Origin of the sequence: Actinomadura mexicana, from assembly GCF_900188105.1 — a bacterium.
In the GTDB taxonomy this organism is placed as follows: domain Bacteria; phylum Actinomycetota; class Actinomycetes; order Streptosporangiales; family Streptosporangiaceae; genus Spirillospora; species Spirillospora mexicana.
On record NZ_FZNP01000007.1, the window covers coordinates 26,796 to 52,002 of the forward strand.

General features: G+C 71.4%; 27 protein-coding genes. 17 read left to right on the forward strand and 10 right to left on the reverse strand.

What is annotated here, in order from left to right; genetic code table 11:
- Window positions 1–51: 51 nt before the first annotated feature.
- A complete protein-coding gene (locus CHC11_RS40390) occupies window positions 52–240 on the forward strand; it encodes a hypothetical protein (protein WP_143227170.1) in 189 nt (62 codons plus the stop codon).
- Between the two features lie 242 nt (window positions 241–482).
- Window positions 483–1,505, forward strand: coding sequence for a tyrosine-type recombinase/integrase (locus tag CHC11_RS18845; RefSeq protein WP_179278898.1), 1,023 nt, complete (start codon window positions 483–485; stop codon window positions 1,503–1,505).
- Window positions 1,506–1,954: 449 nt separating this feature from the next.
- Here the strand turns inward: CHC11_RS18845 and CHC11_RS18850 are convergent, their stop codons facing one another.
- Entirely contained in the window at window positions 1,955–2,248 is a 294-nt protein-coding gene (locus CHC11_RS18850; RefSeq protein ID WP_089313079.1) for a DUF1330 domain-containing protein, read from the reverse strand.
- A 390-nt stretch (window positions 2,249–2,638) separates the two neighbouring features.
- Here CHC11_RS18850 and CHC11_RS18855 point away from each other — a divergent pair, with 390 nt between their 5' ends.
- On the forward strand, window positions 2,639–3,001 hold the full coding sequence (locus tag CHC11_RS18855; RefSeq protein ID WP_089313080.1) for a MarR family winged helix-turn-helix transcriptional regulator: 363 nt from the start codon (window positions 2,639–2,641) through the stop codon (window positions 2,999–3,001).
- Window positions 2,998–4,446, forward strand: a complete 1,449-nt coding sequence (locus CHC11_RS18860) for an MFS transporter (RefSeq protein WP_218826155.1) — start codon at window positions 2,998–3,000, stop codon at window positions 4,444–4,446. The genes CHC11_RS18855 and CHC11_RS18860 overlap by 4 nt, the downstream gene beginning before the upstream one ends.
- Window positions 4,447–4,897: 451 nt before the next feature.
- Here the strand turns inward: CHC11_RS18860 and CHC11_RS18865 are convergent, their stop codons facing one another.
- Window positions 4,898–6,061: an epoxide hydrolase family protein gene (locus tag CHC11_RS18865; RefSeq protein ID WP_089313081.1), complete on the reverse strand. Its 1,164-nt coding sequence runs from the start codon at window positions 6,059–6,061 to the stop codon at window positions 4,898–4,900.
- A complete protein-coding gene (locus tag CHC11_RS18870; RefSeq protein ID WP_089313082.1) occupies window positions 6,058–6,480 on the reverse strand; it encodes a hypothetical protein in 423 nt (140 codons plus the stop codon). Before CHC11_RS18870 ends, CHC11_RS18865 begins: the two co-directional genes overlap by 4 nt.
- Before the next feature lie 191 nt (window positions 6,481–6,671).
- Between CHC11_RS18870 and CHC11_RS41385 the strand changes: the two genes are divergently transcribed.
- The 3 genes from CHC11_RS41385 to CHC11_RS18885 all read left to right on the forward strand — a co-directional run bounded on the left by CHC11_RS41385 (window position 6,672) and on the right by CHC11_RS18885 (window position 7,909).
- Window positions 6,672–7,391 carry a tetratricopeptide repeat protein gene (locus CHC11_RS41385; RefSeq protein ID WP_179278899.1) on the forward strand — a complete coding sequence of 240 codons (720 nt, stop codon included), beginning with the start codon at window positions 6,672–6,674 and terminating at the stop codon, window positions 7,389–7,391.
- Window positions 7,388–7,525 (forward strand): hypothetical protein, encoded by a 138-nt coding sequence (locus CHC11_RS41390; protein WP_179278900.1) that lies wholly within the window; start codon window positions 7,388–7,390, stop codon window positions 7,523–7,525. The genes CHC11_RS41385 and CHC11_RS41390 overlap by 4 nt, the downstream gene beginning before the upstream one ends.
- A gap of 159 nt (window positions 7,526–7,684) precedes the next feature.
- Entirely contained in the window at window positions 7,685–7,909 is a 225-nt protein-coding gene (locus CHC11_RS18885) for a hypothetical protein (protein ID WP_089313085.1), read from the forward strand.
- 445 nt (window positions 7,910–8,354) lie between these two features.
- Here the strand turns inward: CHC11_RS18885 and CHC11_RS18895 are convergent, their stop codons facing one another.
- From CHC11_RS18895 to CHC11_RS18910, 4 genes are all read right to left on the reverse strand, one after another.
- Window positions 8,355–8,786: a peptidase inhibitor family I36 protein gene (locus CHC11_RS18895; RefSeq protein WP_179278901.1), complete on the reverse strand. Its 432-nt coding sequence runs from the start codon at window positions 8,784–8,786 to the stop codon at window positions 8,355–8,357.
- 762 nt (window positions 8,787–9,548) lie between these two features.
- Window positions 9,549–10,580, reverse strand: a complete 1,032-nt coding sequence (locus tag CHC11_RS18900; protein WP_245919423.1) for a phosphotransferase family protein — start codon at window positions 10,578–10,580, stop codon at window positions 9,549–9,551.
- The gene (locus tag CHC11_RS18905; protein WP_089313088.1) at window positions 10,577–11,671 is read right to left on the reverse strand and encodes a TIGR03857 family LLM class F420-dependent oxidoreductase; all 1,095 of its coding nucleotides are present in this window, start codon (window positions 11,669–11,671) and stop codon (window positions 10,577–10,579) included. Before CHC11_RS18905 ends, CHC11_RS18900 begins: the two co-directional genes overlap by 4 nt.
- A 277-nt stretch (window positions 11,672–11,948) precedes the next feature.
- A complete protein-coding gene (locus tag CHC11_RS18910; RefSeq protein WP_089313089.1) occupies window positions 11,949–12,134 on the reverse strand; it encodes a hypothetical protein in 186 nt (61 codons plus the stop codon).
- A gap of 12 nt (window positions 12,135–12,146) precedes the next feature.
- Here CHC11_RS18910 and CHC11_RS18915 point away from each other — a divergent pair, with 12 nt between their 5' ends.
- The 3 genes from CHC11_RS18915 (at window position 12,147) to CHC11_RS18925 (ending at window position 15,062) form a co-directional block, all read left to right on the forward strand.
- Window positions 12,147–12,884: a VOC family protein gene (locus tag CHC11_RS18915; RefSeq protein ID WP_089313090.1), complete on the forward strand. Its 738-nt coding sequence runs from the start codon at window positions 12,147–12,149 to the stop codon at window positions 12,882–12,884.
- A 337-nt stretch (window positions 12,885–13,221) separates the two neighbouring features.
- A complete protein-coding gene (locus CHC11_RS18920) occupies window positions 13,222–13,761 on the forward strand; it encodes a DUF1062 domain-containing protein (protein ID WP_245919425.1) in 540 nt (179 codons plus the stop codon).
- A 173-nt stretch (window positions 13,762–13,934) separates the two neighbouring features.
- Complete coding sequence (locus CHC11_RS18925) at window positions 13,935–15,062, forward strand: sensor histidine kinase (RefSeq protein ID WP_089313092.1); 1,128 nt, start codon at window positions 13,935–13,937, stop codon at window positions 15,060–15,062.
- A gap of 113 nt (window positions 15,063–15,175) precedes the next feature.
- Here CHC11_RS18925 and rox read toward each other — a convergent pair whose 3' ends face one another.
- Complete coding sequence (gene rox, locus CHC11_RS18930; protein WP_089313093.1) at window positions 15,176–16,603, reverse strand: rifampin monooxygenase; 1,428 nt, start codon at window positions 16,601–16,603, stop codon at window positions 15,176–15,178.
- A gap of 277 nt (window positions 16,604–16,880) precedes the next feature.
- Between rox and CHC11_RS18935 the strand changes: the two genes are divergently transcribed.
- Window positions 16,881–17,399: a MarR family winged helix-turn-helix transcriptional regulator gene (locus tag CHC11_RS18935; protein ID WP_089313094.1), complete on the forward strand. Its 519-nt coding sequence runs from the start codon at window positions 16,881–16,883 to the stop codon at window positions 17,397–17,399.
- Between the two features lie 44 nt (window positions 17,400–17,443).
- On the opposite strand, the gene CHC11_RS18940 is transcribed toward CHC11_RS18935, so the two are convergent.
- Window positions 17,444–18,433: a helix-turn-helix transcriptional regulator gene (locus CHC11_RS18940; protein WP_089313095.1), complete on the reverse strand. Its 990-nt coding sequence runs from the start codon at window positions 18,431–18,433 to the stop codon at window positions 17,444–17,446.
- Window positions 18,434–18,538: 105 nt separating this feature from the next.
- Here CHC11_RS18940 and CHC11_RS18945 point away from each other — a divergent pair, with 105 nt between their 5' ends.
- Window positions 18,539–18,964, forward strand: coding sequence for a VOC family protein (locus CHC11_RS18945; RefSeq protein WP_089313096.1), 426 nt, complete (start codon window positions 18,539–18,541; stop codon window positions 18,962–18,964).
- A gap of 63 nt (window positions 18,965–19,027) precedes the next feature.
- Here the strand turns inward: CHC11_RS18945 and CHC11_RS18950 are convergent, their stop codons facing one another.
- Entirely contained in the window at window positions 19,028–21,337 is a 2,310-nt protein-coding gene (locus tag CHC11_RS18950; protein ID WP_089313097.1) for an ATP-binding cassette domain-containing protein, read from the reverse strand.
- An 80-nt stretch (window positions 21,338–21,417) separates the two neighbouring features.
- Between CHC11_RS18950 and CHC11_RS18955 the strand changes: the two genes are divergently transcribed.
- The 5 genes from CHC11_RS18955 (at window position 21,418) to CHC11_RS18975 (ending at window position 25,207) form a co-directional block, all read left to right on the forward strand.
- The gene (locus tag CHC11_RS18955) at window positions 21,418–22,227 is read left to right on the forward strand and encodes a TetR/AcrR family transcriptional regulator (RefSeq protein WP_089313098.1); all 810 of its coding nucleotides are present in this window, start codon (window positions 21,418–21,420) and stop codon (window positions 22,225–22,227) included.
- 175 nt (window positions 22,228–22,402) lie between these two features.
- A complete protein-coding gene (locus tag CHC11_RS18960) occupies window positions 22,403–23,059 on the forward strand; it encodes a hemerythrin domain-containing protein (RefSeq protein WP_218826156.1) in 657 nt (218 codons plus the stop codon).
- Window positions 23,060–23,373: 314 nt separating this feature from the next.
- On the forward strand, window positions 23,374–23,781 hold the full coding sequence (locus CHC11_RS18965; RefSeq protein WP_089313099.1) for a hypothetical protein: 408 nt from the start codon (window positions 23,374–23,376) through the stop codon (window positions 23,779–23,781).
- Window positions 23,782–23,984: 203 nt separating this feature from the next.
- Window positions 23,985–24,422 carry a gas vesicle protein GvpJ gene (gene gvpJ, locus CHC11_RS18970; RefSeq protein ID WP_089313100.1) on the forward strand — a complete coding sequence of 146 codons (438 nt, stop codon included), beginning with the start codon at window positions 23,985–23,987 and terminating at the stop codon, window positions 24,420–24,422.
- Window positions 24,419–25,207: a GvpL/GvpF family gas vesicle protein gene (locus CHC11_RS18975; RefSeq protein WP_089313101.1), complete on the forward strand. Its 789-nt coding sequence runs from the start codon at window positions 24,419–24,421 to the stop codon at window positions 25,205–25,207. The genes gvpJ and CHC11_RS18975 overlap by 4 nt, the downstream gene beginning before the upstream one ends.

Below are 25,207 nucleotides of genomic sequence, written 5' to 3' on the forward strand. Positions count from 1 at the left end.
GGCCTGATGCCCCGGCTCGCCGAAGCTGATGTGAACGGAGTACACCCTGGGATGGCTGGCTCAGCGAAGCTGATGCCGTGCTGCGGAAACTCCGCGTTCGGAGCGCTGCGGGCGGCGTGGGCGCGCGCCGGGTACCCGATCCCGCTCGGCGGTGGCCACCGCGCGCCGGGCGGCGTGCACGACGCGCGGGCGGTCCCGCAGCGGCTCGCGCACGCGCCCGGTCCGGATGAGGGGCCATGACGGGCATCAAGCCCGCGGGCGGACCGGCCGGGGGCGGTGAGGGAGCACTGGAGCCCACCGTGATTCACCCGGCCGGGTTCGTCCCGCCTGGCGCGCCCTCCTCCCCAACGGCGTCACCAGAGCCGTTTCAAACCTCACCAGCATCCGCCCGGGATCCAGGTCCAGGCGCGCCGGCCCGGGAGGGTCTCTGGCAGGGGCGTGGTCGACGCCGACCGCCGTTGCCGGCGCCGCGGCTGGTCACGGTGGGGGACATTCCCGGGCTGTCGCCCCGGCGTCGCCGCGGCGAGGGGGAGGTCCCAGCCGCGAACGTCGACCTGGTCGACCGGCTACCGCGGCCGCCGGCCGGGCAGGAGTGGCCGACCGTCGCGGCGTGGCTGCAGTCCCGCAACACCGTCGCCACCCGCCGCGGCTACCTGCACTGCCTGACGGCGTTCCTGCGGTGGCTGGAGTTCGCGGTGCCCGGCGCCGGGTTGTGGGAGGTCACCGAGGATGTCCTGGTCGCCTACAAGGACCAGATCCTCACCGGCACCGGTCACGCCGCGCAGTTGCTGAAGGGCGGGCGCCCGCTCGGAGCGGCCACCGCCGCGCAGCGCATCTCGGCGCTGCGGTCGCTGTACGCCTACGCGTTGCGCCGGCACGTCATCGACTACGACCCGGCAGTGTTCGTCGACCCGCCGGAGACGCCCAGGATCGGGATGACGCCCGCGTTGGCGGAGCACGAGGCCACCGACCTGATGGCAGGCGCCGAGGCGATCGCCGGCGACCGCCCCCTGGACGCCGCCGCGGTCGCGCTGCTGTTGAACATCGGGCTGCGCACCGGGGAACTCGAGGCCATGCCGGTGTCGGCGTTCACCTGGGACGGGGGGCATTTCGTCGCCCGGTTCCGGGTCAAAGGCGGAAAGGTCCTCCCGGTGCCGGTCGTGCCTCGGGTGCGGCTCCTGGTCGAGCCGCTCCTGCACGGCCGCGCCGACCACGAGTTCCTGCTGCAGCACCCCGACGGGCGGCCGTGGAACCGGGGCCGGGTCACCACCGCGCTGCGCCGCGCCGCCCGCGCCGTCGACCTTCGCCCGGGGCAGTTGACCCCGCACGTACTTCGCGCGACCGTCGTCACGCTGCTCAGCGCCGCCGGCGTCCCCCCGAACAAGATCCAAGAGTTGACCGGGCACGCGTCCCTGGCCACGCTTCAGCGCTACGACCACGCCGGGGTCCAAATGGACGGGCACGCCGCCTACCTGGCCAGCGGCCTGCTGTCCCGCCACCGGTGAGGAGTTCACCTGCCCCACGCCCCCGTCCGGCCCGGCCGATGAACTCCGGTTCTGGCTGGTCGGCTTGCCGTAATCGACCCGGAAGCTGAACGAATGGGCGATTACCGGAGCGGGTGTTTGTTCGGAGACGAGATGGCTGAGGGCGGCTGTGCGGAGTCTGCCCCGTCATGAAGCCACGCTGGCGTAGTCGTTCTCGCAAATGCCGGGGTCGGGGGCTGGCAGCACGCCCGAGGCTGCAGCCTTGGGCGTCGGGTTCTAGGAATCCCTCGGCGAAGTCGATCGCGTCTTTTTGACGTTGTGGTCGAGCTGAGCAGGTGAGTGGTGCCCAGCGATCGGCGGCTGACTTAGGACCGGGTGAGGGCGAGGGGGGACCTACACTTCGCGGAGGTCTGCTCACCGACGGAGACGCGGGCAATAACGCGCTGCGTGGGGATGGCTGGGCCCGCCGGTCAGTCGATGCCTTCGATGATGCGGAAGTCGCGCTCGAAGCCGTGGGGGAGGGCCACCAGCGCCTTCTGGTATGCCTCGCTCTGGTATGCCGCGACCGCCTGTTCGAAGCTGTCGAACTCGATCAGAACGACGCGTTGCGTGATTCCGGTCTCGTGGGCGACGACTCGACCGCCACGGGACAGGGTCCGCCCGCCCGCAGCCCGGACAGCCTGACCCGCCAGCTTGTTGTAGGCAGTCAGCGTCTCAGGGTCGGAAATGGTGGGGTAGACACTGACCCAGTAGCCCTTCGCCATGCAAACCTCCTGTGTTCGGCCGGACACGTCCGACTTCGAATTGACGCTCAGATTGCTCGATCCCGGCGACCGAGCACCGGGCGTTTGTGAGGGCGTGCTGATACGGCCCGGTTCGGCTCTGTCACCCGCGGCTGCCGGCCCGCGTCCCGGCGAAGTCTTCGGCAGGGGGCCGCGGCGCACGGCGTCCGCCATGGCGCCGACGGCGACCGCCGTCTGGTGCGCCGGGTGCGGGGCTGGCACGGCGTTCGGGGAGAGATGTATAAAATATTAATATAAATATTGTATGCTCACGACATGAGCCGTCAAGACGCCACTGGTGGCGCTTCCACTGCGATCGGGTCGGCCCTCTACGGGCTGGCCACCAGGGCTGTGAGACGCCTCCCGCGCGATATGAGCATCACGTCCGCCGCCACCCTGGCCACCCTGCACAGGACCGGCCCGCGACGCATCACCGATCTGGCCGTGATCGAGGGTGTCACCCAGCCCGCGATGACCGTGCTGGTCCGGGTGATGGAGGAGTCCGGACTGGTCGAGCGGAGGGGCGACGCGTCCGACAAGCGGGTCACGCTGGTGTGTCTGACCGAGGCCGGCGCGTCGTACGTTCGGACGCGGCGCCAGGCGGGCGTCGATGCGTTCGCGCGGCTGATCGACGAACTCGCCGACGACGAGGTCGAGGCCCTGATGGCGGCGCTTCCGGCGCTGGCGCACCTGGCGGAGCTCGAGAGCCAGGACCGCGAAGGGCCGAAGCGGTGACGGGGCGCACCCCGGAGCGCTCCGAGGCGCGGCTGCTGGTCCCCGCCCTGATGTTCATCGCCCTGGTCGTGGCGGTGGTCGCCAGCCTCGGGACGCCGCTGATCACCAGTGTGGCGACCACGTTCCACGTCTCGCTCGACAGCGCGCAGTGGACGCTGACCATCGCCTTGCTCAGCGGCGCCGTCGCCACGCCCGTCCTCGGCCGGCTCGGAGCGGGCCCGCACCGACGGGCCACGATCCTCGCCACGCTGGCGATCGTCGTCGTCGGCAGTGCGCTGACCGTGCTGCCGCTGCCGTTCGCGGGGCTGCTCATCGGCAGGGCGGCCCAAGGCGTCGGGCTCGGTCTGACGGCGCTGATGATGGGCGTGGCCCGGGACCATCTTCCCGAGGAGCGCAGCACGGCGGCGATCGCCCTGATCTCGGTGGTCTCGATCATCGGCGCCGGCGTCGGCTACCCGCTCACCGCACTGCTCGCCGAGCTCGGCGGCGTACGGGCCGCCTACGGCTTCGGTCTGTTCGTCACCGCTGTCGCCTTCCTGACCGCGTGGCGTTCCATACCCGCGGCTCCCGAAGGCCGCTCCGCTCACGTGAACGTGGCGGGCGCGCTCGTCCTCGCGGGTGGACTGTTCCTCGTCCTGTTCCTGGCCGGCCAGCGGAGCCTGTGGAGCCGTCACCTCGCCGTGGCGGTGATCCTCGCCGTCGTCGCCGTGCTCCTGCTGTGCGTCTGGACCGCCTCCGAGCTGCGCAGCAAGGCGCCCCTGGTCGATGTCCGGGCGGTACGGCACCCGGCGGTCGCCGGAGCGAACATCGCCATGTTCGTCGGCGGGAGCGGCATGTACCTCCTGCTCACGCTCATCACGCGGTACGCGCAGACGCCGCACAGCGCCGGCTACGGCTTCGGGCTGACCACCTTCGTCGCCGGGCTGGTCCTCGTCCCGTTCTCGGTGCTGGGGTTCGTCGCCGGCAAACTCACGCCCCGGGTTCGGACGCTGATCGACGCACCCGTGCTCCTGGCCGGCAGCGCCGTCATCGTCGGCGGCGGGTTCGTCCTCTTCGCCGCGGCCCGGTCGAACCTGGCCGAACTGCTCGTCGCGATGGGTGTGCTGGGCTTCGGTGTCGGCAGCTTCTCAGCCGCCATACCCGGCGTCATCCTGGCCGTCACGCCCAAGAGCGAGACGTCGAGCGCGATGAGCTTCAACTACGTCGTCCGCAGCGTCGGGTACTCCCTGGGCAGCGCGATAGGCGGCCTGGTCCTGGCCACTGGCACCGACACCGGTCATCTCTTCCCGAACGACCACGCCTACACCACCGCAGCGCTGGTCGGCATCGCCGCGATGGCGGTCACCGCCCTGACCGCCACCGCTCTCGCCCGCCAACGCCCGCCCGAGATCACCCCCACCGCGGCCACGGCCAGCGTGCCGAGTCAGGACCGATCGAGCCGGTGACCGGCTCGATCGGAAGGGCGGCGGCCCCGTCGCCCTGGTCGGCGCCGAGGAGACATATCGACGATCGCCAGCACCAATGGCCTGCTGAGACGAGAGAACCAGGTGGACCACGACTCGGTCGCAGCATGCGCGGCCTTGCCTCGACCATGCCGGAACGAACCACAGAGGCATGGCACTGCGGACCATCATCGGCGCGATCGATGGATCTGGAAATGACGGCTTCCGCCTGCGTTTCGCACACGGCTACGCTCGGCGCGATGTCTCCGCCGCCGGTCCCATTGGTGGGGGCAGTTGGGATGCTGATCCGTCATCGTCGCCGTGGCGTTCACCCCGGCTCTCACAAATGGTCTTTATGCGAGCGCGAAGAGTGACGATCACTACGCATAGCCCGAAACGCCCGCCCGCCTGTGCCGTAGGTGGGTCTGGAACGCTCAGTGTTGACCGGAGGTTGTCAGCGGAAGCGCCGGAAGAAGGCGCGGACGTCGGTGGTGAACAGGCCGGGTTGTTCCATTGCGGCGAAGTGGCCGCCGTGGGGGAGTTCGGACCAGTGGACGATGTTGTGGTCTTTTTCGGCGAGCCGGCGGACGGGGCGGGCGATGTCGGCGGCGAAGACGGCGATGCCGGTAGGAGTGGCGGAGCGACCGGTGGGCGTCACGCGCGAGGGGTGGGCCGCCTCCCAGTAGTGGCGGGCCGACGACCCGGCGGTCGAGGTCAGCCAGTACAGCATCACGTTGGTCAGCAGGCGGTCGCGGGAAACCGCGTCTTCGGGGGCTCGGGCGCTGTCGGTCCACTCCATGAACTTCTCGACGATCCAGGCGAGTTGTCCGATGGGGGAGTCGGTCAGTGCGTAGGCGAGTGTCTGCGGCCGGGTGCCCTGGATCTTGGCGTATCCCGACATCTCAGGCTCGGCCTGGAGCATCCGGTTCAGGCGTGCCCAGTCGTCGGTGGTGAGTTCGGCGGCTGCGGCGGGGTCGTCGGGTGGCAGGGTGAGCAAGGTGTTCAGATGGATCGCGGTCACTTGCTCGCAGGCCACGGCGGCCAGTTCCAAAGTGATCGCATGCCCCCAGTCGCCGCCTTGCGCGCCGTAGCGGTGATAGCCGAGTCGCCGCATCAGTTCGGCCCAGGCGCGTGCGACCCGGTGGACGTCCCAGCCGGTGTCGGGGGTGGGTCCCGACAGGCTGTATCCCGGGATGGAGGGGATCACCAGGTCGAAGGCGTCGCCAGGTTCGGCGCCGTGCGAGCGGGGGTCGACGAGGGGGCCGATGACGTCGAGGAATTCGATGATGGACCCTGGCCAGCCGTGGGTGATCAGTAGCGGCATCGCGTCCGGCTCGGGGGACCGGATGTGCAGGAAGTGGATGTCGGTACCGTCGATCGTGGTGATGAACTGAGGGAACCGGTTCAGCTCGGCTTCGTGCTCGCGCCAGTCGTAGCCGGTGCGCCAGTAGGCGGCCAGATCCTTGAGATACGCCAGCGGAACGCCCTGCGTCCAGTTCGGGACGGGGGCCTCGTCGGGCCACCGGGTGATGTCGAGGCGCGCGGCCAGGTCGTCAAGGGCGGCTTGAGGGATGTTGAGCTTGAACGGCCGGATCAGCGTTTGCGCTAGCACGGTCATATCTCTTCCTTGTCGTCCGGTTCCCCCGCCAGAGCTCGTGCGATCGTGACGTCGGTGTCATCCCAGCCCCAATGCCCGGGATCGTCCTGTCGCCTGGCCTGCTCGTCGATCCACCGGTTATGGGTCTCCCAGGCCGCCTGCTTGCTGGTCCCCAGGGCGGCGCCGATCTGGGCCCACGATGCTCCGGCCCGGCGTGCGGAGCGGACGGACAGTTGGCGGCCGTAGCCGGCCTTCCGTGCGATCACCTCGCCGAGCGCGAGCATCTCCAGGGTTTCGGCGCGCGTCAGTGGGACCGCGTCGGTCGCGCCGTCGTCGTGGTCATCCGGTGCCGTGAGCGCATCGCGTGTCCTCAACGCCTCGTAGTGGGAGACCGCGGTCAGCAGCGTGAATTGACGTTCGAGGTCGTCGGGAGTCGCCATGTCCCGAGTCTTTCGTCAGACCACCTTGACGTCAAGCTGTCCTGACGGAAGCTGCCACATCCCTCCGCCGAGCCGAACGCTCGGCCGTCCATGGAAGGAGGCCCACACGCGGGACCTGGAAGTGGCCTGTCGGTATGTCTCGTGTCATCAGATACACGGGATTGAGTAGGCCAGCGGTGCCCTACTGATCGGTGGGTAGGCGGCCGCCGCGTCGGTCGAGGAACAGCGCCCGGGGTGTCGGCGCCGGCGATGGCGCGGTCAAGAGCCAGCGGACGCCGTTCGACGGCGCGCAGGTACCGCTTCTGCTGGCGGGCGTCCAGGGCGCGGGGCACGTTCAACGAGCTGATCGCCAACTGCGTCATCTGCATGCCCTCGTCGGTGACACCGGCGCTGCCGATGGTCTTGCCGCGGGCGCGGGCGCGGGCGGACTCGTGGCCTTCCAGGGTGCGGTCGCGGATGTACTCCTCGTCCAGCGCGCCACCCGCGAAGCACTCGCCACCCAACCCGACTGGGGTCCGGAGCTGTTCACTGCGCTCGCCGGGACCGGACAGGCCGCCGCCGCCCGCAACGCCTACGCCGCCCTATGCGCCACCGCCTTGCACCATCTGGGTTCCGACCACCTCGACACCCTCGACATCCGCGGCAACCTGGCGAACTGGCAAGGCTGGGCGGGGGACGTGGCCGGTGCAGTCACCGCGAGCAAGGAGTTGGTGGCCGACCAGCTGCGGGTGCTGGGCCCCGACCACCCCAACACCTTGATCACTCGCAAAAACCTGGCGCAATGGCTGCAGCGGGCTGGCCTTGGGGCGTCGCCGGGCTCAGATGGCGGGGTCTCGGAAACGCTCGATAACGGGGCGGTCGACGCCCGGCCGGAAACGCCCAGGACAGACCATCCCGAAATCGAGGGTTGATCTCGAATTCCGGGACGGTCGCCTCGTTCGCCCTGATCTCCGTCAGCGCCGACGTGTACTCCTACCTGCGCGGGAGCGAGAACGAGCTCATCACCGCCCGCGGCAACCGGGGCGATCCTTTCTGGGATAGTTGATTGAAGTCGCAGGTCAGCGATTTGGTGTTCTGTCAGGCATGTAAGGCAAGTAGGTGGCCGGGCATCTGGGTGCGTCATCGGTAGTTGGAGTGCCTCTGGAGCTGTTGCGCGACCTTGGGCAGGGTGCGCGGCGTAGGGGTTCGGGTCACAGTCAGGAGGGTGAACAGGGAGACGGGTAGCGGCTGGTATGCCTTCTTGGTCGAGATCAAGGGAAGCCGGGCCAGGTCGTGGACGGCGCAGGGCGGAAGCACCGGCTTTCGCCTCGCCTCGGCTGGCGGGATTCGTGATGGAGTGCAGAGCTCCCCGAAGGACTTCGCTCGGGAGATGCTGGACACCTTCCTGGACGATCTCGTCGCTGAACAACGCGATATGGCCGAGTACTGAATGTATGAGGATGACGACGAGGTGAGTCTCCGGATCCGGGTGTGGGACATCGGGGTGGCCGACTGGGATCGCATCAGCGCCGGCGGCACCGTTCCGGATTGCGACGCGCCCGAGAGCCGCATGAATCCGTTCCAGCTGTCCAACCATGGGAGCGAGCTGGCTTCGGAGGTGACGGGACCACCCGGGAGGGCCTCCATAAACGCGACCTGGACCAGGTCGCCGGAGACATTCGCGGGTAGCCGCACCGTGGCTATCCTGCCCTCGGTGTAGTTCTGCCGCGCAGGCCCCGACAAGATCCAGGAACACGGCGGCGTGCTCTACGCGCTGGAGATCGGGCTGGCACGTTGCCGCCCGATCTCCGCGCCCTGCCGAGCCTGATCGACCCCCGTTGATTGCGACTCGCGCCATGATCTCGCCGTTGAGGATCCAGGTCAGGCTGCGAGACTCAGCAGTAGATGTTTATCAGGTCGGCGCCGATGTTCTCGTGGAAGTTTCCCCTCCCCGCCCAGTTGAGAGAGCGGGGATCGACCCAGCCCTTCAGTTCGTACGAACCGCCACCGATCGAGTTGTACACGTCGACTCTGCCGTTTCCCAGATTGTGGATCGAGTACAGGTTGTTCTGGAGGAATGACCCTTCCAGGGTGAACCAACCACAGCTCGGTGCCCTCCACCGAGAGCCGGTGCCGTCAAGGCCGGTGTAGTAGCAGGAGAAGCCCGGATCGCAATCCCAGCCAGCGGCCCGCTGCGGGGTGAGCACCTTCATCGCGTTCACGGCGGTGGCCGGAATTCGCACCACCGTCGGCTGGGGATCCGTCGTGGCCGCCGCGGGCGCAGCCGACAGCGCCAGCACGCTCACCGCAGCGGCGACCAACACCATAATCTGTCTCATCGCGTTCCTTGCCTGTCGAATCGGTAGCGGGGTGCCGGTATAAAAACACAGAGCCGCCGTTAACGGTCGCCGTCGAGAGCGCGTCTGACCCAACCTTTCGCAAGCCCTCGCTGCCCGCCCACCTCGTGGACGATGACCCAACTGACATCAATTCAACTTCGATACTGACGATGAGTCACTATATCCATCGAAATCGGCCGATATCGGCCGAGGCCTGCGATCGCTGAGACCCAGCTCTGGCTGCCGGTGTAGCCGCGTTCGCGGATCTCGCGCAGTAACTGCAGGACCGGGACCGCGGGTTCCTCAGCCCGGCGTTTGCGCAGGTACTCCCGGTAGGGATCGACTAGCGTGGGACGGTATTGGGGCGCCCGCCGCATCTGCTCGGGCTTGTCGACCCGCGCATACCGTTTGACGGTGTTCAGGGCCAGGTTCAGTCGTCGAGCGCATTCCAGCAGGCCGACGTCCGCATCGAGCAGATCGTGGACCTGCTGTCACCGAGCCAGGGTGGTGGTCTTTCCGCCATCGAGTCTGCGCACTCGGGAGGCACTGGCCCAGCAGCCGCTGTGCACGGCGACCTCCTTACCGGCCGCTTGGGCGAAGTTGTGCCAGATAGGCCACCGGTCCCGACCTGCAGGGCGTCGGGCAGAGCCTGGTGCACGGCGTCGGCGTAGCCGGCGGCGCCGTCCCGGCAGACGATCTCGACGCCCGGGTGCTTGCGCAGCCACGCTGCAAGGTTGTCGGATCTGCGGTTCATGGAGCCTTGGTGAGGGAGCCGTGATCACGGATCGCGGCGCAGGAACGGGCGGCCATGGCGAGGAACATCTCGTCGCCGCGTTCGGTGGGAGTGCCGTAGGCGCAGCCGAGCACGGTGATCAAAGGGCCTTGAAGGAAGGCGAAGGCGTAGTCGTCCCAGCACTGCTCGAGGGAGTAGCCGGTCACGCCGTGGCCGGCCAGAGCGCGGTGGTAGGCGGCGACCAGATCACGTTCGTGGGTTCGGCGGTCTGCGACGGTGAGGCCGGTGCTCAGGAAGTAGGCCAGATCGCGGGCGGGCAGGCCGACGGTGAGGGTCTGCCAGTCGACCGCGGCGACACCGGGTGCGTCACCGGCCGCGAAGATGATGTTGTCGAGCCGGTAGTCGCCGTGGACGAGGGCGAAGCGCTCTGGTCGCGCCGTGATCCACGGTCCGGCGTGGGCGGCGACGGCCCGGAGGGTCGCCTTGTCCTCGGCGTCCAGCCGGTCCGCGAACCGGTCGATGAAGATCTCGGTGGCCGGGCCCAGCACGGCGGTCACCCCGTCGCCGTCCTCCGGGCCGGTGCGGTGCAGCCAGTCCAGGTCCAGCAGGGCCGGGTCGCACCAGCGGGGACCGTGCAGCCCGGCCAGGTTGACCACGCAGTCCAGCGCCTCGGCGGCGGCGCAGCCGGCGAGCTGGTCGCCCTGGGCGCCGGGGTGCAGGTCCTCCAGGAGCAGGACGAAGTCGGTGGCGTCCTCGGTGAGCATCCCGTAGCGGCAGGCCGGGGTGCGCACGGCCACCGTCGGGGCCAGGTCGAGGTAGAACCGCACCTCCGTCCGGTAGATGCCCTTGAGCATCTCCCGTGTGGCCTGGTCGGCCGCCGGGAGTTTTGCCACCAGCCGTGCCGGTACCCCGTCCCCGGTCAGTTCGCCTCGGAAGCAGCCGCTCATCTGCCCCGTCCCGACCGGCCGCCACCGGACGTCGGTCACCGTTGCGCCGAGCACCTCGCTCAGCCAGGCGGCGTTCAGCCAGATGGGTTCGCCGCCGGTCACGAGTCCCCCGCACGGGCGCGGCCAGGGTTGCGGGGCAGTCCTTCGAACCGGTCAGCGGGTCGCACCGCCCGGTAGGCGTCGAGGATCGGGGCCAGTTCGGCGGGGGTCGCGCCGTGCAGGACGACGCTGTCGGCGCCGGCGTCGAACTGGGCGAGGACGCGTCGCGCGCACCGTTCGGGAGAGCCGGTCGCCGCCGCCTCCAGCCATTCCTGGGGCAGCAGCCCGGCCAGGTGGCGGAGTTCGTCCGGCGTGGCGAGCGCGTCGAACGCTCCGGGGTAGCCGTCGACCAGGTCATCGGCGCGGAAACGGGCCAGGTCAGCCGGATCCCAGCGGTTGACCCGGACCAGCAGGTCCCCGTAACCCTGCAGGTAGGTGGCCAGGCGGCCGGCGAGCTTGCGCAAGCGGACCTCCTCGTCGAGATGGTCGCCGACCGTGGCCAGGACCGACCACACCCGTACCGAGGCGGGGTCGCGGCCCGCCGCCGCGGCGCCCCGCCGGATCGAGGAGACCGCACGGGCCAGGGTCTGGTCGGTGAAGAAGGTGTGCAGGACGACCCCGTCGGCGACCCGGCCGGCGAACTCCAGCGTGCGCTCGCCGATCGCCATGAGCATGACCGGGATGTCTTCGCGGAACGTGGAGTCCTGGCTGAGGTACGGATAGCTTCCGGCGGGACCGTCGTGCCCGGCGACCGCCTCTCCCCGCCACAGCCGGCGCATGATGCCGATGAAGTCGTTGAGCTGGGCCTGGGTGACGCGGCGCAGGCCCATCACGTCGAAGAGCATGTCGAAGCCCCGGCCCAGGCCGAGCGCGAACCGCCCGCCGGTCATCCGGTGCATCGTCGTGGCGAACGTCGCGGTGACCAGGGGGTGGCGGGTGTTGTGGTTGGTGGCCGCGGTGGCGATGCCGATCCGATCGCCGGCCGCCGCGGCGGCTCCCGCCAGCACCGCCGCGTCCTTGGTGTTGAAGCGCTCCGACAGGAACACCGCGCCGAGCCCCATGGCCTCGGCCTCGGCGACCTCGCCGAGCAGGTCACGCGGGGATGCCGAATGCCCGGCCAGTCCGTAGCAACCGAGCTCTGGCAGATCGTCCACCGTGGCCCTCCTCCGCCTGTGCCGGGCAACGACCGTACCCGAAATGGACACCTGTCCGAAAGCCTGTCCAGGTCGAGTTGGCTCCTGTCTCCCGGCGCCGCCGCACGAGTGCGGGACGGGGTGGCGGAAGGTTCGCGCAAGGCCCGGTGAGCTGTTCGTCGGTGTCACTGTCTGTGGTGTTCGCCGGATAGCGGCGGTGCGGGCGGTCAGGGGAGGGGCGGGGATCCTCGGGTCGCTGTCGGGTGCTCAGCACGCGTGAGGAGGCCGGGTCGATGGTTCAGGGTGTCGGCGGCGCGCACCTTCGGCGGTGCGGGACGAAGCTGAGCAGGTCGGTCACGCAGTGGGCCACCGCCGCGGCGATGGGGAGCGCGGTCTCCTCACCCACCGCGAGCAGACCGTAGGCCCGCAGCAGCGCGAGCAGGAGCTCGGCGACCTCGGGGACCGGCGGCAGTGACCTGGGCATAGGTTGGGCGGCATGGCGCTGCGACTTGTTCAGGTGAACTTCAAGGCTCGGGATGATTCGGCGCTCGGCCGGTTCTGGGCGGAGGTGCTCGGCTGGGGCATGTCGAGCGAGGGGCCCGGCGTGACCAACCTCGAGCCCGAGGGCTTCGACTGGCCGGATCCCACCGCCGTCTGCGTCGACCTCGTCACCGTTCCGGACCCCGAAACGGTGAAGGACCGTGTGCACCTCGATCTCGCCACCACCTCCGCGGCCCACCACGCGGAGTTGGTCGCGCGCCTGAAGGATCTCGGTGCGACGCCGGCGGATGTGGGCCAGGGCGATGTCCCGTGGACGGTAATGGCCGATCCGGAGGGCAACGTGTTCTGCGTGCTGGAGCCTCGGGAGATCTACCGGGACACCGGGCCGATCGCCGCGGTGGTGGTCGACTGCGCCGATCCGCGAGCCATGGTCCGGTTCTGGGGTGAGGCGATGGACTGGACCCTGCACGACGTGACCGACGACCACGCGGTGCTGCGTTCCGCCGAGGGTGTGGGGCCGTATCTGGAGTTCCTCCGCACCACCGGCGTGCGGACATGGTGGAACCGCGTGCATCTCGACCTGCTGCCCTACCCCGTTGACGCCAAGGAGGCGGAGGTGGCGCGGCTGCGGGCCCTCGGCGCCACGGACCTCGACGTCGGCCAGGGCGACGTGCCGTGGACGGTCCTCGCCGATCCGGAGGGCAACGAGTTCTGCGTCCTCGGCCGGGGCTGACGCAGAGCCCTGCAGTCCCCACCGGGTGGACACCGGCGGGACGTCATTGCCTTCGATGCCGTGGGGTCCCGGTAGCACGTCTCGGTCGGAAAACTGCTTGAGCCTTCCATTCTCGTCCCGTAGGTTGCCTGCGGCCCTGTCGCAGTGAAGACCAAGGACAGAACCGCGTGACCCCGCCTGCTCTTTAGACCTGACACCTTCTTTCGCTCACCTGTAGCCGACGCTCCCGTCGGTTCTGCCGGGCTGCCCTTGTGCGCCCGGTCATTCAGCGTTCGAGGTCGCGCGTAATCGGCCTCGTGTCAGGTCTAGAGGGCTCATGTCTTCACCACCTCATACCGTGCTGTCCTGGGTCGTTCGTCGGACCAGGCTGCCCCTGCTGTCGTCGCGGTGCGCGGACTGCCGCTCGGAGTCGGCCACCACCGGCGAGGGCAGGTTCCGCGTCAACGCCAACGGCAAGCTGCTGGACGTGTGGCTGCTGGTCCGCTGCGTGTCGTGCGATCGGACGAGCAAGCTCGCCGTGCACGAGCGAGCGCCGGTCAGGTCCTTCGATCCGGCCGAACTCCACCGCTACCGCGTCAACGATCCGGAACTGGTGGCGGCGCTGCTGCTGGATCCGCTGCTCGCCCGGCGCAACCGCTTCACCCTGGACTGGACGGGGGCCTGGCGGCTGGACACCCCGTCGCCACGGCTCGACGAGGGGTGGCCGGTCCAGGTGGAGGTCGTCTTCGACGATCCGGTCCCGGTGCGGCCGGACCGGCTCATCGCGCATGGGCTCGGCCTCAGCAGGAACGAGGTGCTGCGCCGGATCAAGTGCGACATTCCGCTGCGCCGTCCGACGAGCGCCGGATTCACCTTCACGGTGATGGCCAGGGAGTAGGGGTATGGCCGCGGCTCACCGACGCTGAACGAGGTCTCGTCCGACACCGCCGCAGCGTCGCCGGCGGAGCCGTTCCGATCGATGGACGACGTCACCGGTGGTCTGCCCAGTCTTCCTGACTCGCTCGAACGCTCGGGCCGGTGGCAGCACGTGCGCTGGTAGCGTCTGCTGGCGTGCGGGACCGGTTCGTGGCGTCGTTGCCGGCGCGGTGGAAGGCGCCGCTGGTGGCGGGGGCGCTGGCGGCGCTGTCGCCAGTGCTTCTCCTGGCGCCCCGCGGCGTGCCGGCCGAGGCGGGGCGTCCGCTGGTGGCGGCGCTCGTCGTCGTCCAGGCCGCGGCGCTGTGGTGGCTGGGCGCGCGGCCCGCCGTGGTCACCGCCGTCGCGATGGTCTCCGGGGGAGCCCTGCAGTTCCTGGTCCCGGCGGCCGGGCCGGGGATCGCGCTGGTGGTGCTGAGCACGTTCGCGTGGCTGCGGCCCGCGCGGACGTCGCTGTGGGCCGCGGTGGGTGCGGCGGCCGTCCTCGGTGTGGCGGCCGGTGCCGGCGGCCACGGCGTCGCGGCGATCCTGTGGCCGGTCGCGGCGGTCCTGGCCTGGAGCTGGGGCGCGCTCGGGCGGGCGTGGGCGGCGCGGCGGCAGGCCGAGGCGCGCCGGGCGGTGCTGGAAGAGCGGGCTCGGATCGCGCGTGAACTGCACGACGTCCTGGCGCACACGGTGTCGGTGATGGTGGTGCAGGCCGCCGCCGCGGACGATGTGTTCGACACCAGTCCCGAGAAGGCGCGGCAGGCGGTGCGGAGTCTGGAGGCGTCGGGACGGGAGGCGCTGGTCGAGCTCCGCCGCTTCGTGCGCACCGTGCGCCTGCTGGACGAGGAGACCGCGGCGGTCCCCGCCGGCGACGCGCTCGTGCCGCAGCCGACCCTCGCGGATCTGGACCGGCTCGCCGGGACGGTGGAGGCTGCCGGGCTCCCCGTCCGCGTGGTCCGGGACGGCTTGGAGGACGCCGACGTCCCGCCGGGCGTGGCCCTGTCGGCGTACCGGATCGTGCAGGAGTCGCTCACCAACGCCCTGCGCCACGCGCGCGCGTCCACCGCCGTCGTCACGGTCCGCGCGCGGGACGGCCGGCTGACCGTGGAGGTGCGCGACGACGGGACGGGCGGCGGACGGCCGGGCTGGACGGGCTCCGGGCAGGGCGTCACCGGGATGCGCGAGCGCGCGGCGCTGCTCGGCGGGACGCTGGAGGCCTCCCCGCACCCGGCCGGCGGGTTCGTGGTCCGCGCCCACCTGCCGCTTGAGGACACCGCATAACGGTCCGGGCGCCGTCCGCCGTCGTCGCTTCCGTGGCCTGCGGTCCACGGCGTGAGCACCCCGCCGTCCACCTCCTGGAGGACGGCGGTGAAGGCGGCGGGGCGGTCGTGTGCTCAGGAGGTGGGAGCGCCGAACCATTCGGGCATGTGGGCGAGCAGGTCCTTCTGGTCGTCGCCGACCCATGCCACGTGGCCGTCCGGCCGCAGCAGGGCCGCCGGGACGTCGAGTTCCTCGGCGGCGTCGGTGACGTGGTCGACGCGGTCCGCCCAGCCCGCGACCGAGAGGCGGCCGGTCCGGTCGAGCAGCAGTCCGCGGCCGTCGTGCATCAGGTCGTAGAGGCGGCCCTTCTCCAGTCTGATGTCCCGGAGCCTGCGGCCGACGAGCGGGTGCTCGCCGCCGAGGTCGTAGCGGACCCCGATCGCGATGATCTTCTCGGTCAGGTACCGGTTCACCTCGTCGAAGTCCATCAGTTCCGACAGCAGCCGGCGCACGGCCAGGGGGCCCGGCTCGGTGGACAGCAGTTCCATCTGCACGCGGGTGTTGGTGAGCACGTCGGCGGCCACCGGGTGCCGTTCGGCGTGGTAGGTGTCCAGCAGCCCCTCCGGCGCCCGGCCGCCGACCTCGGCGGCGAGTTTCCAGCCGAGGTTGAAGGCGTCCTGGATGCCGAGGTTGAGGCCCTGCCCGCCCGTGGGCGGGTGGATGTGCGCCGCGTCGCCGGCCAGCAGGACCCGGCCGACCCGGTAGCGCTCGGCCAGCCGGGTGGCGTCGCCGAAGCGGGACAGCCAGCGCGGTGAGTGCGCGCCGAAGTCGGTGCCGGCGACGGCCCGCAGCTGGTGCCTGAACTCCTCGAGGGTGGTCGGGGCAGAGCGGTCCTGCGCCACGCCCTCGGCGGGCACGCCGACGCGGTAGACGCCGTCGGCGAGGGGCATGATGCCGAACCGCTTCTGGGTCTTGCGGACCTCGGCCATCACCGCGGCCTGCGTCTCCGGCGGCGCGGTGAGCTCCACCTCGCCCAGCAGCGTCTCGACCCGGGAGGGTTCGCCGGGGAACCCGACGCCGAGCCGCTTGCGGACGGTGCTGCGGCCGCCGTCGCAGCCGACGAGGTGGCGCGAGCGCAGCCGCGTCCCGTCGGCCAGCTCGGCCGTCACCCCGTCGTCGTCCTGGCTCAGCCCGACCACCTCGCAGCCGCGCCGGATCTCGGCGCCGAGCTCGGCGGCGCGCTCGGCCAGCAGGCGGTCGGTGGTGGGCTGCAGGATTCCGAGGACGTAGGGGTGGGCGGTGTCGAGCCGGTCGGGTGCGGGCTTGCTGATGGCGCCGAAGAAGCCGCCGACCGGGTACTTCTTGCCGTGCGCGAGGAACCGCTCCAGCAGGCCGCGCTGGTCCAACACCTCGATGCTGCGCACGTGCAGGCCGAGGGCGCGGGCATACGGGGTCGGCTCCGCCTCCTTCTCCAGCACCAGGACGTGCACGCCGTGCAGCCGCAGCTCGCAGGCCAGCATCAGGCCGGTCGGCCCGCCGCCGACCACGATCACGTCGATCATGGATCCCCCATTCACCGGAGCGGTTCCGGGCCGGCCGCCCCGGCGGTCCGCCGGCGCGCGCCGCGTCCCCGTTCACGCAGGTACCGGCCTCGGCCGACGATTCTGCGGCACGACCCGGGTCTTGCCGCAAGCCCCCTGGTCCGCTATAAGTTGAGAATGGAGGGAGTGGGTTCGTCCTCCTTCCGGCGCCGCGCGGGTCACGTGCTGCGCCATGTCCCCTCCTCCGCCTCTGCCCGATTGATAATCTCAACGTTGAGATTGTCGCGGGAGGGTGGGAATGGCGGACGCGGTGGACGCGATCCTGGCGCAGTGGGGCCGCGAGCGACCCGACCTGGACGTGTCGGCGATGGGCGTCGTCGGGCGGATCTCGCGGGCGCAGTCGCTGCTCGGCCGGGAGCTGAAGGAGTTCTTCGCCGCGCGGGGGCTGGAGAGCTGGGAGTTCGACGTCCTGGCGACACTGCGCCGCCACGGCGCTCCCTATGAGCTGACGGCGGGGGCGCTGCTGCGGGCGGCGATGGTCACCTCGGGGGCGATCACCAACCGGATCGACCGGATGGAGGCCAAGGGCCTGGTGGAGCGGGTGCGCGACACCGGTGACCGGCGGTCGGTGCGGATCCGGCTGGCGCCGCGCGGCCTGGAGATCGTGGACGAGTTGGTCGGCCTGCACGTCGCCAACGAGGAGCGCCTGCTGGCGGCGCTGTCGCCGGCCGAGCGCGGGCGCCTCGCCGCCGCCCTGCGCACGCTGCTGGAGTCGCTCGGCGACACGTCCCTCGGCTCCCCGCCCGACGAGGGCTGACGGCCCCGGCCGCATGCGCGGGCGGGCGGCTTCGCCCCTCGCGGTCAGGTGGTGGCGGGTGCGGTGAAGGGGCGGATGGCGCGGGTGGCGCGGTCGGCGATGGCGGCCAGGTGGTCGGCGAGTTCGGGCGGGTCCAGCAGGGTGTAGTCGATGGGCAGCAGGGTGACGCGGTAGGCCAGGAAGCGCATCGAGTCCGAGCGGGTGTGCAGGAGGCAGGTGCGGTCGTCGGCGGGTACCAGGACGCCCTGCCAGGCGGTGACGTGCTCGGCGGCCTCCTTGATGGGAGCGTGCAGCAGCAGCCGCGCCCGGATCGTGCCCGACCCGCCGGCCAGGGTGTCCATGGCCCAGGAGGCGGCGTCGGCGCCGCCGGGCAGTCGGAGTTCGGGGCCGCGCATGCCGGTACGGTGCGGGTCGGTGACGCGGTCGGCGCGGAAGGTGCGCCAGGCGGCGCGGTCCTCGTCGTGGGCGACCAGGTACCAGCGGCGGCCGGCGGTGACCAGGCGGTGGGGCTGGACCAGCCGGCGGGTGCCGCGGCCGTCGGCGGCGGTGTAGGTGAAGCGGACCTTCTCGCGGTTGAGGCAGGCGGCGGCGAGCAGGGCCAGGACGGCGGGGTCGGCCGGGGGCGGGGCGCCGTCCTGCGGCGGGAGGGGCACGGCGGCCTCGGTGAGGGCGGCGACGCGGTGCCGCAGCCGGTGGGGGAGGACCTGTTCGATCTTGGCCAGGGCGCGCAGCGAGGTGTCCTCGATGCCGGTGACGGCGCCCGCGGCGGCGGTGCGCAGGCCGATCGCGATGGCGGTGGCCTCGTCGTCGTCCAGCAGCAGCGGCGGCATCGCGGCGCCGGCGGTGAGTCGGTAGCCGCCGGTGCTGCCGTGGGTGGCGTGGACGGGGTAGCCGAGTTCGCGCAGGCGGTCGATGTCGCGGCGGATGGTGCGGGCGGTGACGCCGAGCCGCGCGGCCAGCTCGGTGCCCGACCATTCGCGGGGCGTCTGCAGGAGGGACAGCAGCTGGAGGAGCCGTCCGGAAGGATCACGCATGACTTCCATCCTGCCGCGCCACTAGGACGTTTGATGACCTATTGGCCGCCTAGTGTCGCAGGCATCGGGGCCGGAACGTCCGGCTCCGGGAACGGGAGGCACGACATGCTGCGGGGATTCGCCACCATCAGCTTCTGGGCGGACGACCTGGAGGCGGCCAAGGACTGGTACGCCGACCTGCTGGGGAACCAGCCGTACTTCCACGTCGCAGGCCCGGACGGCCGCGCCGCCTACTACGAGTTCCGGGTGGGCGACTACGAGCACGAGCTGGGGCTGGTCGACGCCCGGTTCCGTCCGGGAGGGCCGCCGGCGGGTCCGGGCGGAGCGATCATGTTCTGGCACGTGGACGACCTGGAGGCGGCGGTGGAGCGGCTGCTGGGGATGGGCGCGCGGCTGCACGAGAAGATCACCGAGCGGGGCGAGGGGACGGGGTTCGTGACCGCGTCGGTGGTGGACCCGTTCGGCAACGTGCTGGGCGTGATGTCCAACCCGCACTACCTGGAGGTGCTGGCCAAGGCCGCGCCGCGCTGAGGGCGCCCCGCCGGCGGGGCGCCCCCGGGCGGCCCACCGGGCGCGCCGGCGGGCCGGGGCGGGTCAGGCGTCCTGGACGTAGTCGCGCAGGTGGCGGGCGGTGAGGGTGTCGGCGCCGGCGACCAGGTCGGCGGGCGTGCCGGTGAACACCACCCGGCCGCCGTCGCTGCCGGCGCCGGGTCCGAGGTCGATGATCCAGTCGGCGTGGGCCATGACGGCCTGGTGGTGCTCGATGACGATGACGGTGTTGCCTGCGTCGACGAGCCGGTCCAGCAGTGCCAGGAGCTGGTCGACGTCGGCCAGGTGCAGGCCGGTGGTGGGCTCGTCAAGGACGTAGGTGGAGGCTTTCTCGGCCATGTGGATGGCGAGCTTGAGGCGCTGGCGCTCCCCGCCGGACAGGGTGGTGAGGGGCTGGCCCAGCCCGAGGTAGCCCAGGCCCACGTCGGCGAGGCGGTCCAGGACGGCGCGGGCCTGCCCGGCGGTGAAGAACTCGCGGGCTTCGGCGACGCGCATGCCCAGGACCTGGCTGATGTCCTTGCCGCGCAGGGTGTAGGTGAGGACCTCGGCGGTGTAGCGGCGGCCCTGGCACTGCTCGCACACCGAGGCGACGCCGGCCATCATCGCCAGGTCGGTGTAGACCAGCCCGATGCCCTTGCAGGCCGGGCAGGCGCCCTCGGAGTTGGCGCTGAACAGGGCGGGTTTGACGCCGTTGGCCTTGGCGAAGGCGGCGCGGATGTGGTCCAGCAGCCCGGTGTAGGTGGCGGGGTTGCTGCGGCGGGACCCGCGGATGGGGGACTGGTCGACCACGACGACGCCGTCGCGGCCTGGCAGCGCCCCGTGGATCAGGGAGCTTTTGCCCGATCCGGCGACGCCGGTGACGACGGTGAGGACGCCGAGGGGGATCTCGGCGTCGACGTCCTTGAGGTTGTGCAGGTTCGCGCCCTTGATGGTCAGGTGCCCCCACGGCTCGCGGACCTTCTCGCGCAGCCGGGCGCGGTGGTCCAGGTGGCGCCCGGTGAGGGTGCCGGACGCGCGGAGCCCGGCCAGGTCGCCGGTGTAGCAGACCCGGCCGCCTCCGGCGCCCGCGCCGGGCCCGAGGTCGACGACGTGGTCGGCGATCGCGATGGTCTCGGGCTTGTGCTCGACGACCAGGACGGTGTTGCCCTTGTCGCGCAGGCGCAGCAGCAGGTCGTTCATGCGGGCGATGTCGTGGGGGTGCAGGCCGGCGGTGGGCTCGTCGAAGACGTAGGTGATGTCGCTGAGGCTGGAGCCGAGGTGGCGGACCATCTTCACGCGCTGGGCCTCACCGCCCGACAGGGTGGGGGACTCGCGGTCCAGGCTGAGGTAGCCCAGGCCGATCTCGACCAGGGAGTCCAGGGTGCCCTGCAGGGCGGCCAGCACCGGCGCGACGGACGGTTCGGTGATGTCGCGGACGACCTCGGCGAGGTCGCTGATCTGCATGGCGGCGCAGTCGGCGATGTTGCGCCCGGCGATGCGGCTGGCCAGGGCGGCGGGGTTGAGGCGGGTGCCGCCGCAGGCCGCGCAGGCGCTGAAGGCGACGGCGCGCTCGACGAACGCGCGGATGTGGGGTTGCAGCGACTCGGTGTCCTTGTCCAGGTAGAGCCGCTTGACCTTGACCAGCAGCCCCTCGTAGGTGGTGTTGATGCCGCTGCTCTTGATTTTGGTGGGGGGCTTGTGGAGCAGGTCGTCCCACTGGGCGGGGGTGTAGTCGCGCAGCTTGGCGTCCTGGTCGAACAGCCCCGAGTCGGCGATCACCTTCCAGTACCAGGAGCCGACGCCGAAGCCCGGCACGGTGACGGCGCCCTCGTTGAGGGAGAGGTCCCGGTCGACCAGCTCCTCCAGGTCGACGCGGGAGGCGCGGCCGAGTCCCTCGCAGTCGGGGCACATGCCCTCGGCGTTGTTGAAGCTGAACGCCGAGGAGGTCCCGGCGTGCGGTTCGCCGATCCGGCTGAAGACGATGCGCAGCATGGTGTGGGCGTCGGTGGCGGTCCCGACGGTGGAGCGGGAGTTGGCGCCCATCCGCTCCTGGTCGACCACGATCGCGGCGCTGAGGTTGCGCAGCGCGTCGACGTCGGGGCGGCCGACGCTCGGCATGAAGCCCTGCACGAACGCGGTGTAGGTCTCGTTGATCAGGCGCCGCGACTCCGCGGCGATGGTGCCGAACACCAGGGACGACTTGCCCGACCCCGACACCCCGGTGAACACGGTCAGGCGGCGCTTGGGGACGTCCAGGCTGATGTCGGCCAGGTTGTTCTCCCGCGCGCCGCGGACCTCGATCACGTCGTGCGCGTCGGCGGCCCGGAGCGCGCCGGGGTGCGGCTCGGGCTGCGCGGTCGTCGGCCGGAGGGGCATGGGGCTTCCTCGCTCACTTGATATCTTAGGGCGTAAAGAGTTACTCGATTTCGATAGTTTATGGCATAAGGAGATGCACGTTGGTCGTCTTCGCCGGGCAGGGCGACCCGCGCCGCTCGATGGACCTGCTGTGGCGCGGCGCGGACGCGCCCCGCACGGGACCGGGGCCGCGGCCGGGGCTGAGCGTGGAGGTGATCGTGGACACCGCGATCGCCGTCGCGGACGCCGAGGGGATGGCGGCGCTGTCGATGCGCGCGGTCGGGGAGCGGCTCGGCCGCACGGCGATGGCCCTGTACACCTACGTGCCGGGCAAGGCCGAGCTGGTGGACCTGATGTACGACCGCGCGCTGGCAGAACTGCCCGGCGGCTACGACGCCGCGGACGGCTGGCGGGCGGCGCTGACCCGGTGGGCGCAGGACTCCTGGGAGTTCTACCTGCGGCATCCGTGGATGCTGCAGGTGTCGCAGGCGCGCCCGGTGCTCGGCCCGAACGAGTACCGGGCGCTGGAGGCGCTCCTGGGCGTGCTGGCCCCCACCGGGCTGCCGTCGCGGCGGGTGCGGCGCGCGGTGTCGGCGCTGTCGAGCGTGGTGCGCGGCGCGGCGCAGACCCTCGCCGAGTCGCGGGAGGCGGTGCGGGCCACGGGCCTGTCGGAGGAGCAGTGGTGGTACGGCCGGGCCGGGGCCCTGGAGGCGCTGGCACCCGGGTTCACCGAGCGCTTCCCGCTGGTGGCCTGGCTGAACACCGAGGACTCCCTCGGCGTCGCCGAGGACGTCCCCTACCTGGAGCAGGCGGCGCGGGAGGCGTTCGAGGGCGGCCTGGCGCTGGTCCTGGACGGCATCGCCGCCGCCCTCGACCCGCAGGGCGAGGGCGGCGGGACCCCTGGCGGCTGACGGTCAGCCGAAGATCGCGGCGGGGTCGCCGGCACGCTGACGGCCGCGTTCGCCCGCGCGCCCGTGCACCTGCCCGCCGCAGGCGCCGACTGGCCGGGCGGCGCGCGGCATGTGAGGTCCGTCTCTCGGACGCTCTGAACGTCACATCGGGGGCCACAGAAGGCCTCCTACAGTTATGGAGACCTTCGCGGTCCAGCCGCGCGACATGACCTGCCACACCCTCCTGTACGCCGCCCACCACGCGTTCCGCCGGGATCTGGACCGGCTCGCGGCGGCTGCGGCGGCGGGCAAGGGCGGGGCGTCGCACGTGCGCGCGGGCTGGGAGAACCTCAAGGAGCAGATCCGGCTGCGCCAGGAGCTGGAGGACGGGTGGCTGTGGCCGCGGGTGGAGCGCGCGGTGGCGGGGCGCCGGGCCGAGCGGGCGGTGCTGGAGGAGATGCGCGCCGACCACGCCCGGCTGGCCCCGCTGATCGCCCGCGTCGACGAGGCCATGAAAGGCGCGGCGGGGCAGGGCGCGGCGGGGGCGGGCGGCGACCTGTCCGCCGCGGTGCGCGAGCTGCGCGAGGCGTTGGAGCGGCACCTGCTGCACGAGGAGAGGAGCGCGCTGCCGCTGGCGGAGTCGGTGCTGGCCGGCGCGGAGTGGCGGGCGCTGGCCGCCGAGGCGCGCGGCCGCTGCGAGACGGGGACGCCGCTGTTCGTCCCGTGGGTGGTGGACGGGATCGGGCCGGTGGAGCGCAGCCGGTTCCTGACGGCGCTGCCCAAGCCGCTGCGGGAGCTGAACCGGGTGATGTGGGAGCCCCGCTACCGCAAGCGCCGCCTCTGGAGCATCTGACCCGTCAGGACCCGGGCGGGGCCGGGTCAACGAACGTGCGGTGAGCAGGCCAGGACGACGACACCCGCGGTGAGCCAGGCGACGCGGCCGGCGGCGGCCAGCGCCAGCAGGAGGGTTCCAACCGCGGGCGCCGGGCGCGGCCGCGTCCTGCAGTGTTGCGCCGTGTCCCTCCCAGGGGCGGCCCGCATGTTTGCGGTGGCGGGGTGGGGTAGGCCGCGTAACGGCCGACGAACGCGATTTCTCGCCGGTGGAGCGCCGCGCCCGGTGCGGCGGTCCACCGGTTCGGCAGGAAGATCCCCCCGACGGAAGGACGGATGATGGAGACCCCCTCGGTCCCGGGCAACGGGTCCGGACAAGCGAGCAAGAACGTCAGCAGGACGGCGGGTAAGGCGGCGGGAACGGCCGAGGCCGCCGGCACGGGCGCCAAGGACACCGCGAAGGGCACCGCCAAGAGCACGACGCAGACGGCGAAGGGCAAGGCCAAGAGCACGGCCGGCACTGCCAAGAGCACGGCGGGCACCGCCAAGGACACCGCGCAGGGCGCGGCGAAGACCGCGGGGACCGGTGTCGCCCGGGCCGGTGGCCAGGTGGCGGCGCTGCCCGGCCGCGTGGCGGGGGTGGCCAAACTCCTCACGCTCGGCCGGTTCCTGCGTGCGGTGCCGGTGGCGGGCGCGGCCGCCGCCGGGATCGTCGTCGGGCGCCTGACCGCTCGGAAGCGCTGAACTCCGGCGTCTGGAGATTTTTTCGACGAGGGCGACGCCCCCGCAGAACGCTTTCTGCGGGGGCGTCGCGCGTGCATGGGCGGACATTTCGCCATGACGAGTTCATAGCCGGAAACAGATCTCCTGTTTAGGGAGGCCGAGGCGGGTACATCGGGGGTCATGCTTCACCCCCAAACGGGTCAAACCCGAGAAGGAGCGATCACATGACTGGGCCGATCGCCCAGCAGACTTCGGGCAGCAATGTCGTGCAGCGCGGCGGCTCTGGCAGCGGCCTCGCCGACGTGGTCGACCTGATCCTGGAAAAGGGTCTGGTCATCGACCTGTACGCGCGGGTCTCGCTGGTGGGAATCGAGATCCTCACGATCGACGTGCGGATCGTGGTCGCCAGTGTCGACACCTACCTGCGGTTCGCCGAGGCGGTGAACCGTCTGGACATCGCTCACGACGGCACCTCGCAGGGTCTGCCGGAGTTCGTTGGCGGAATGCAGGAGTCGGGCGCCAAGAAGAAGACGCGCGGCGCCCTTGAGGGGGCGCAGGAGCGGCTGAAGGAGACCTTCGGCGGCGACTCCGACGAGGACGAGGACGACAAGCAGCCCGCGCGGCGGCGTTCGTCGCGCAAGAAGGAGGACGAGGAAGAATGAGCACGCCTCAGACCCCCGGCGGCTCTGAGGCCGGGGACCGGATCCCGCAGTACGTGTACGGGGTGACCCGGTCGGGCGTGGCGCTGCCACCGGACCTGGCCGGACTGGACGATCGACCCGTGTCGCTGATCGAGGACGGCGGCGTGGCCGCCGCGGTCGTCAGCGACCTGCCGGCCGACCGGGCACTCGGCGAGCGCGCCGACCTGGTGGCGCACCAGCGGGTGCTGAACGCGCTGGTCGACGCCGGGACCGTGGTCCTGCCGTTCCGGTTCGGGGCGGCGCTGGCCGACCGCGGCGCGGTGGAGAAGGAGCTGCTGGCCGGCAACCCCGACCGCTTCGGGCAGGTCCTGGACCAGCTGGAGGGCCGCGTCGAACTGCGCGTCAAGGGCACCTACGTCGAGGACGCGGTGCTCCGGGAGATCATGCAGAACGACCCGGAGGTCGCCGAGCTCGCGCAGCGGCTGCGCGAGGTCCCGGCCGACGCCGCCGACGCGGTCTACTACGACCGGGTCCGGCTCGGCGAGCTGATCGCGCAGTCGATGCAGCGGCTCCGCGAGAGCGACGAGCAGGTCCTGCTGGACGGGGCCGCCTCGGCGGCCGAGGCGTTCACGCGCAAGACCCCGGCCCGGGAGGAGGACGTCCTTGACGCCTCGTTCCTGGTCCGCGCGGACCGCCGCGCCGCGTTCGAGGAGGCCGTGGACAAGCTCGGCCAGGAGCACGGCGACCGGATCCGCATCCGGCTGATCGGGCCCCTGCCGCCCTACGACTTCGTTCCGGAGGCGTAA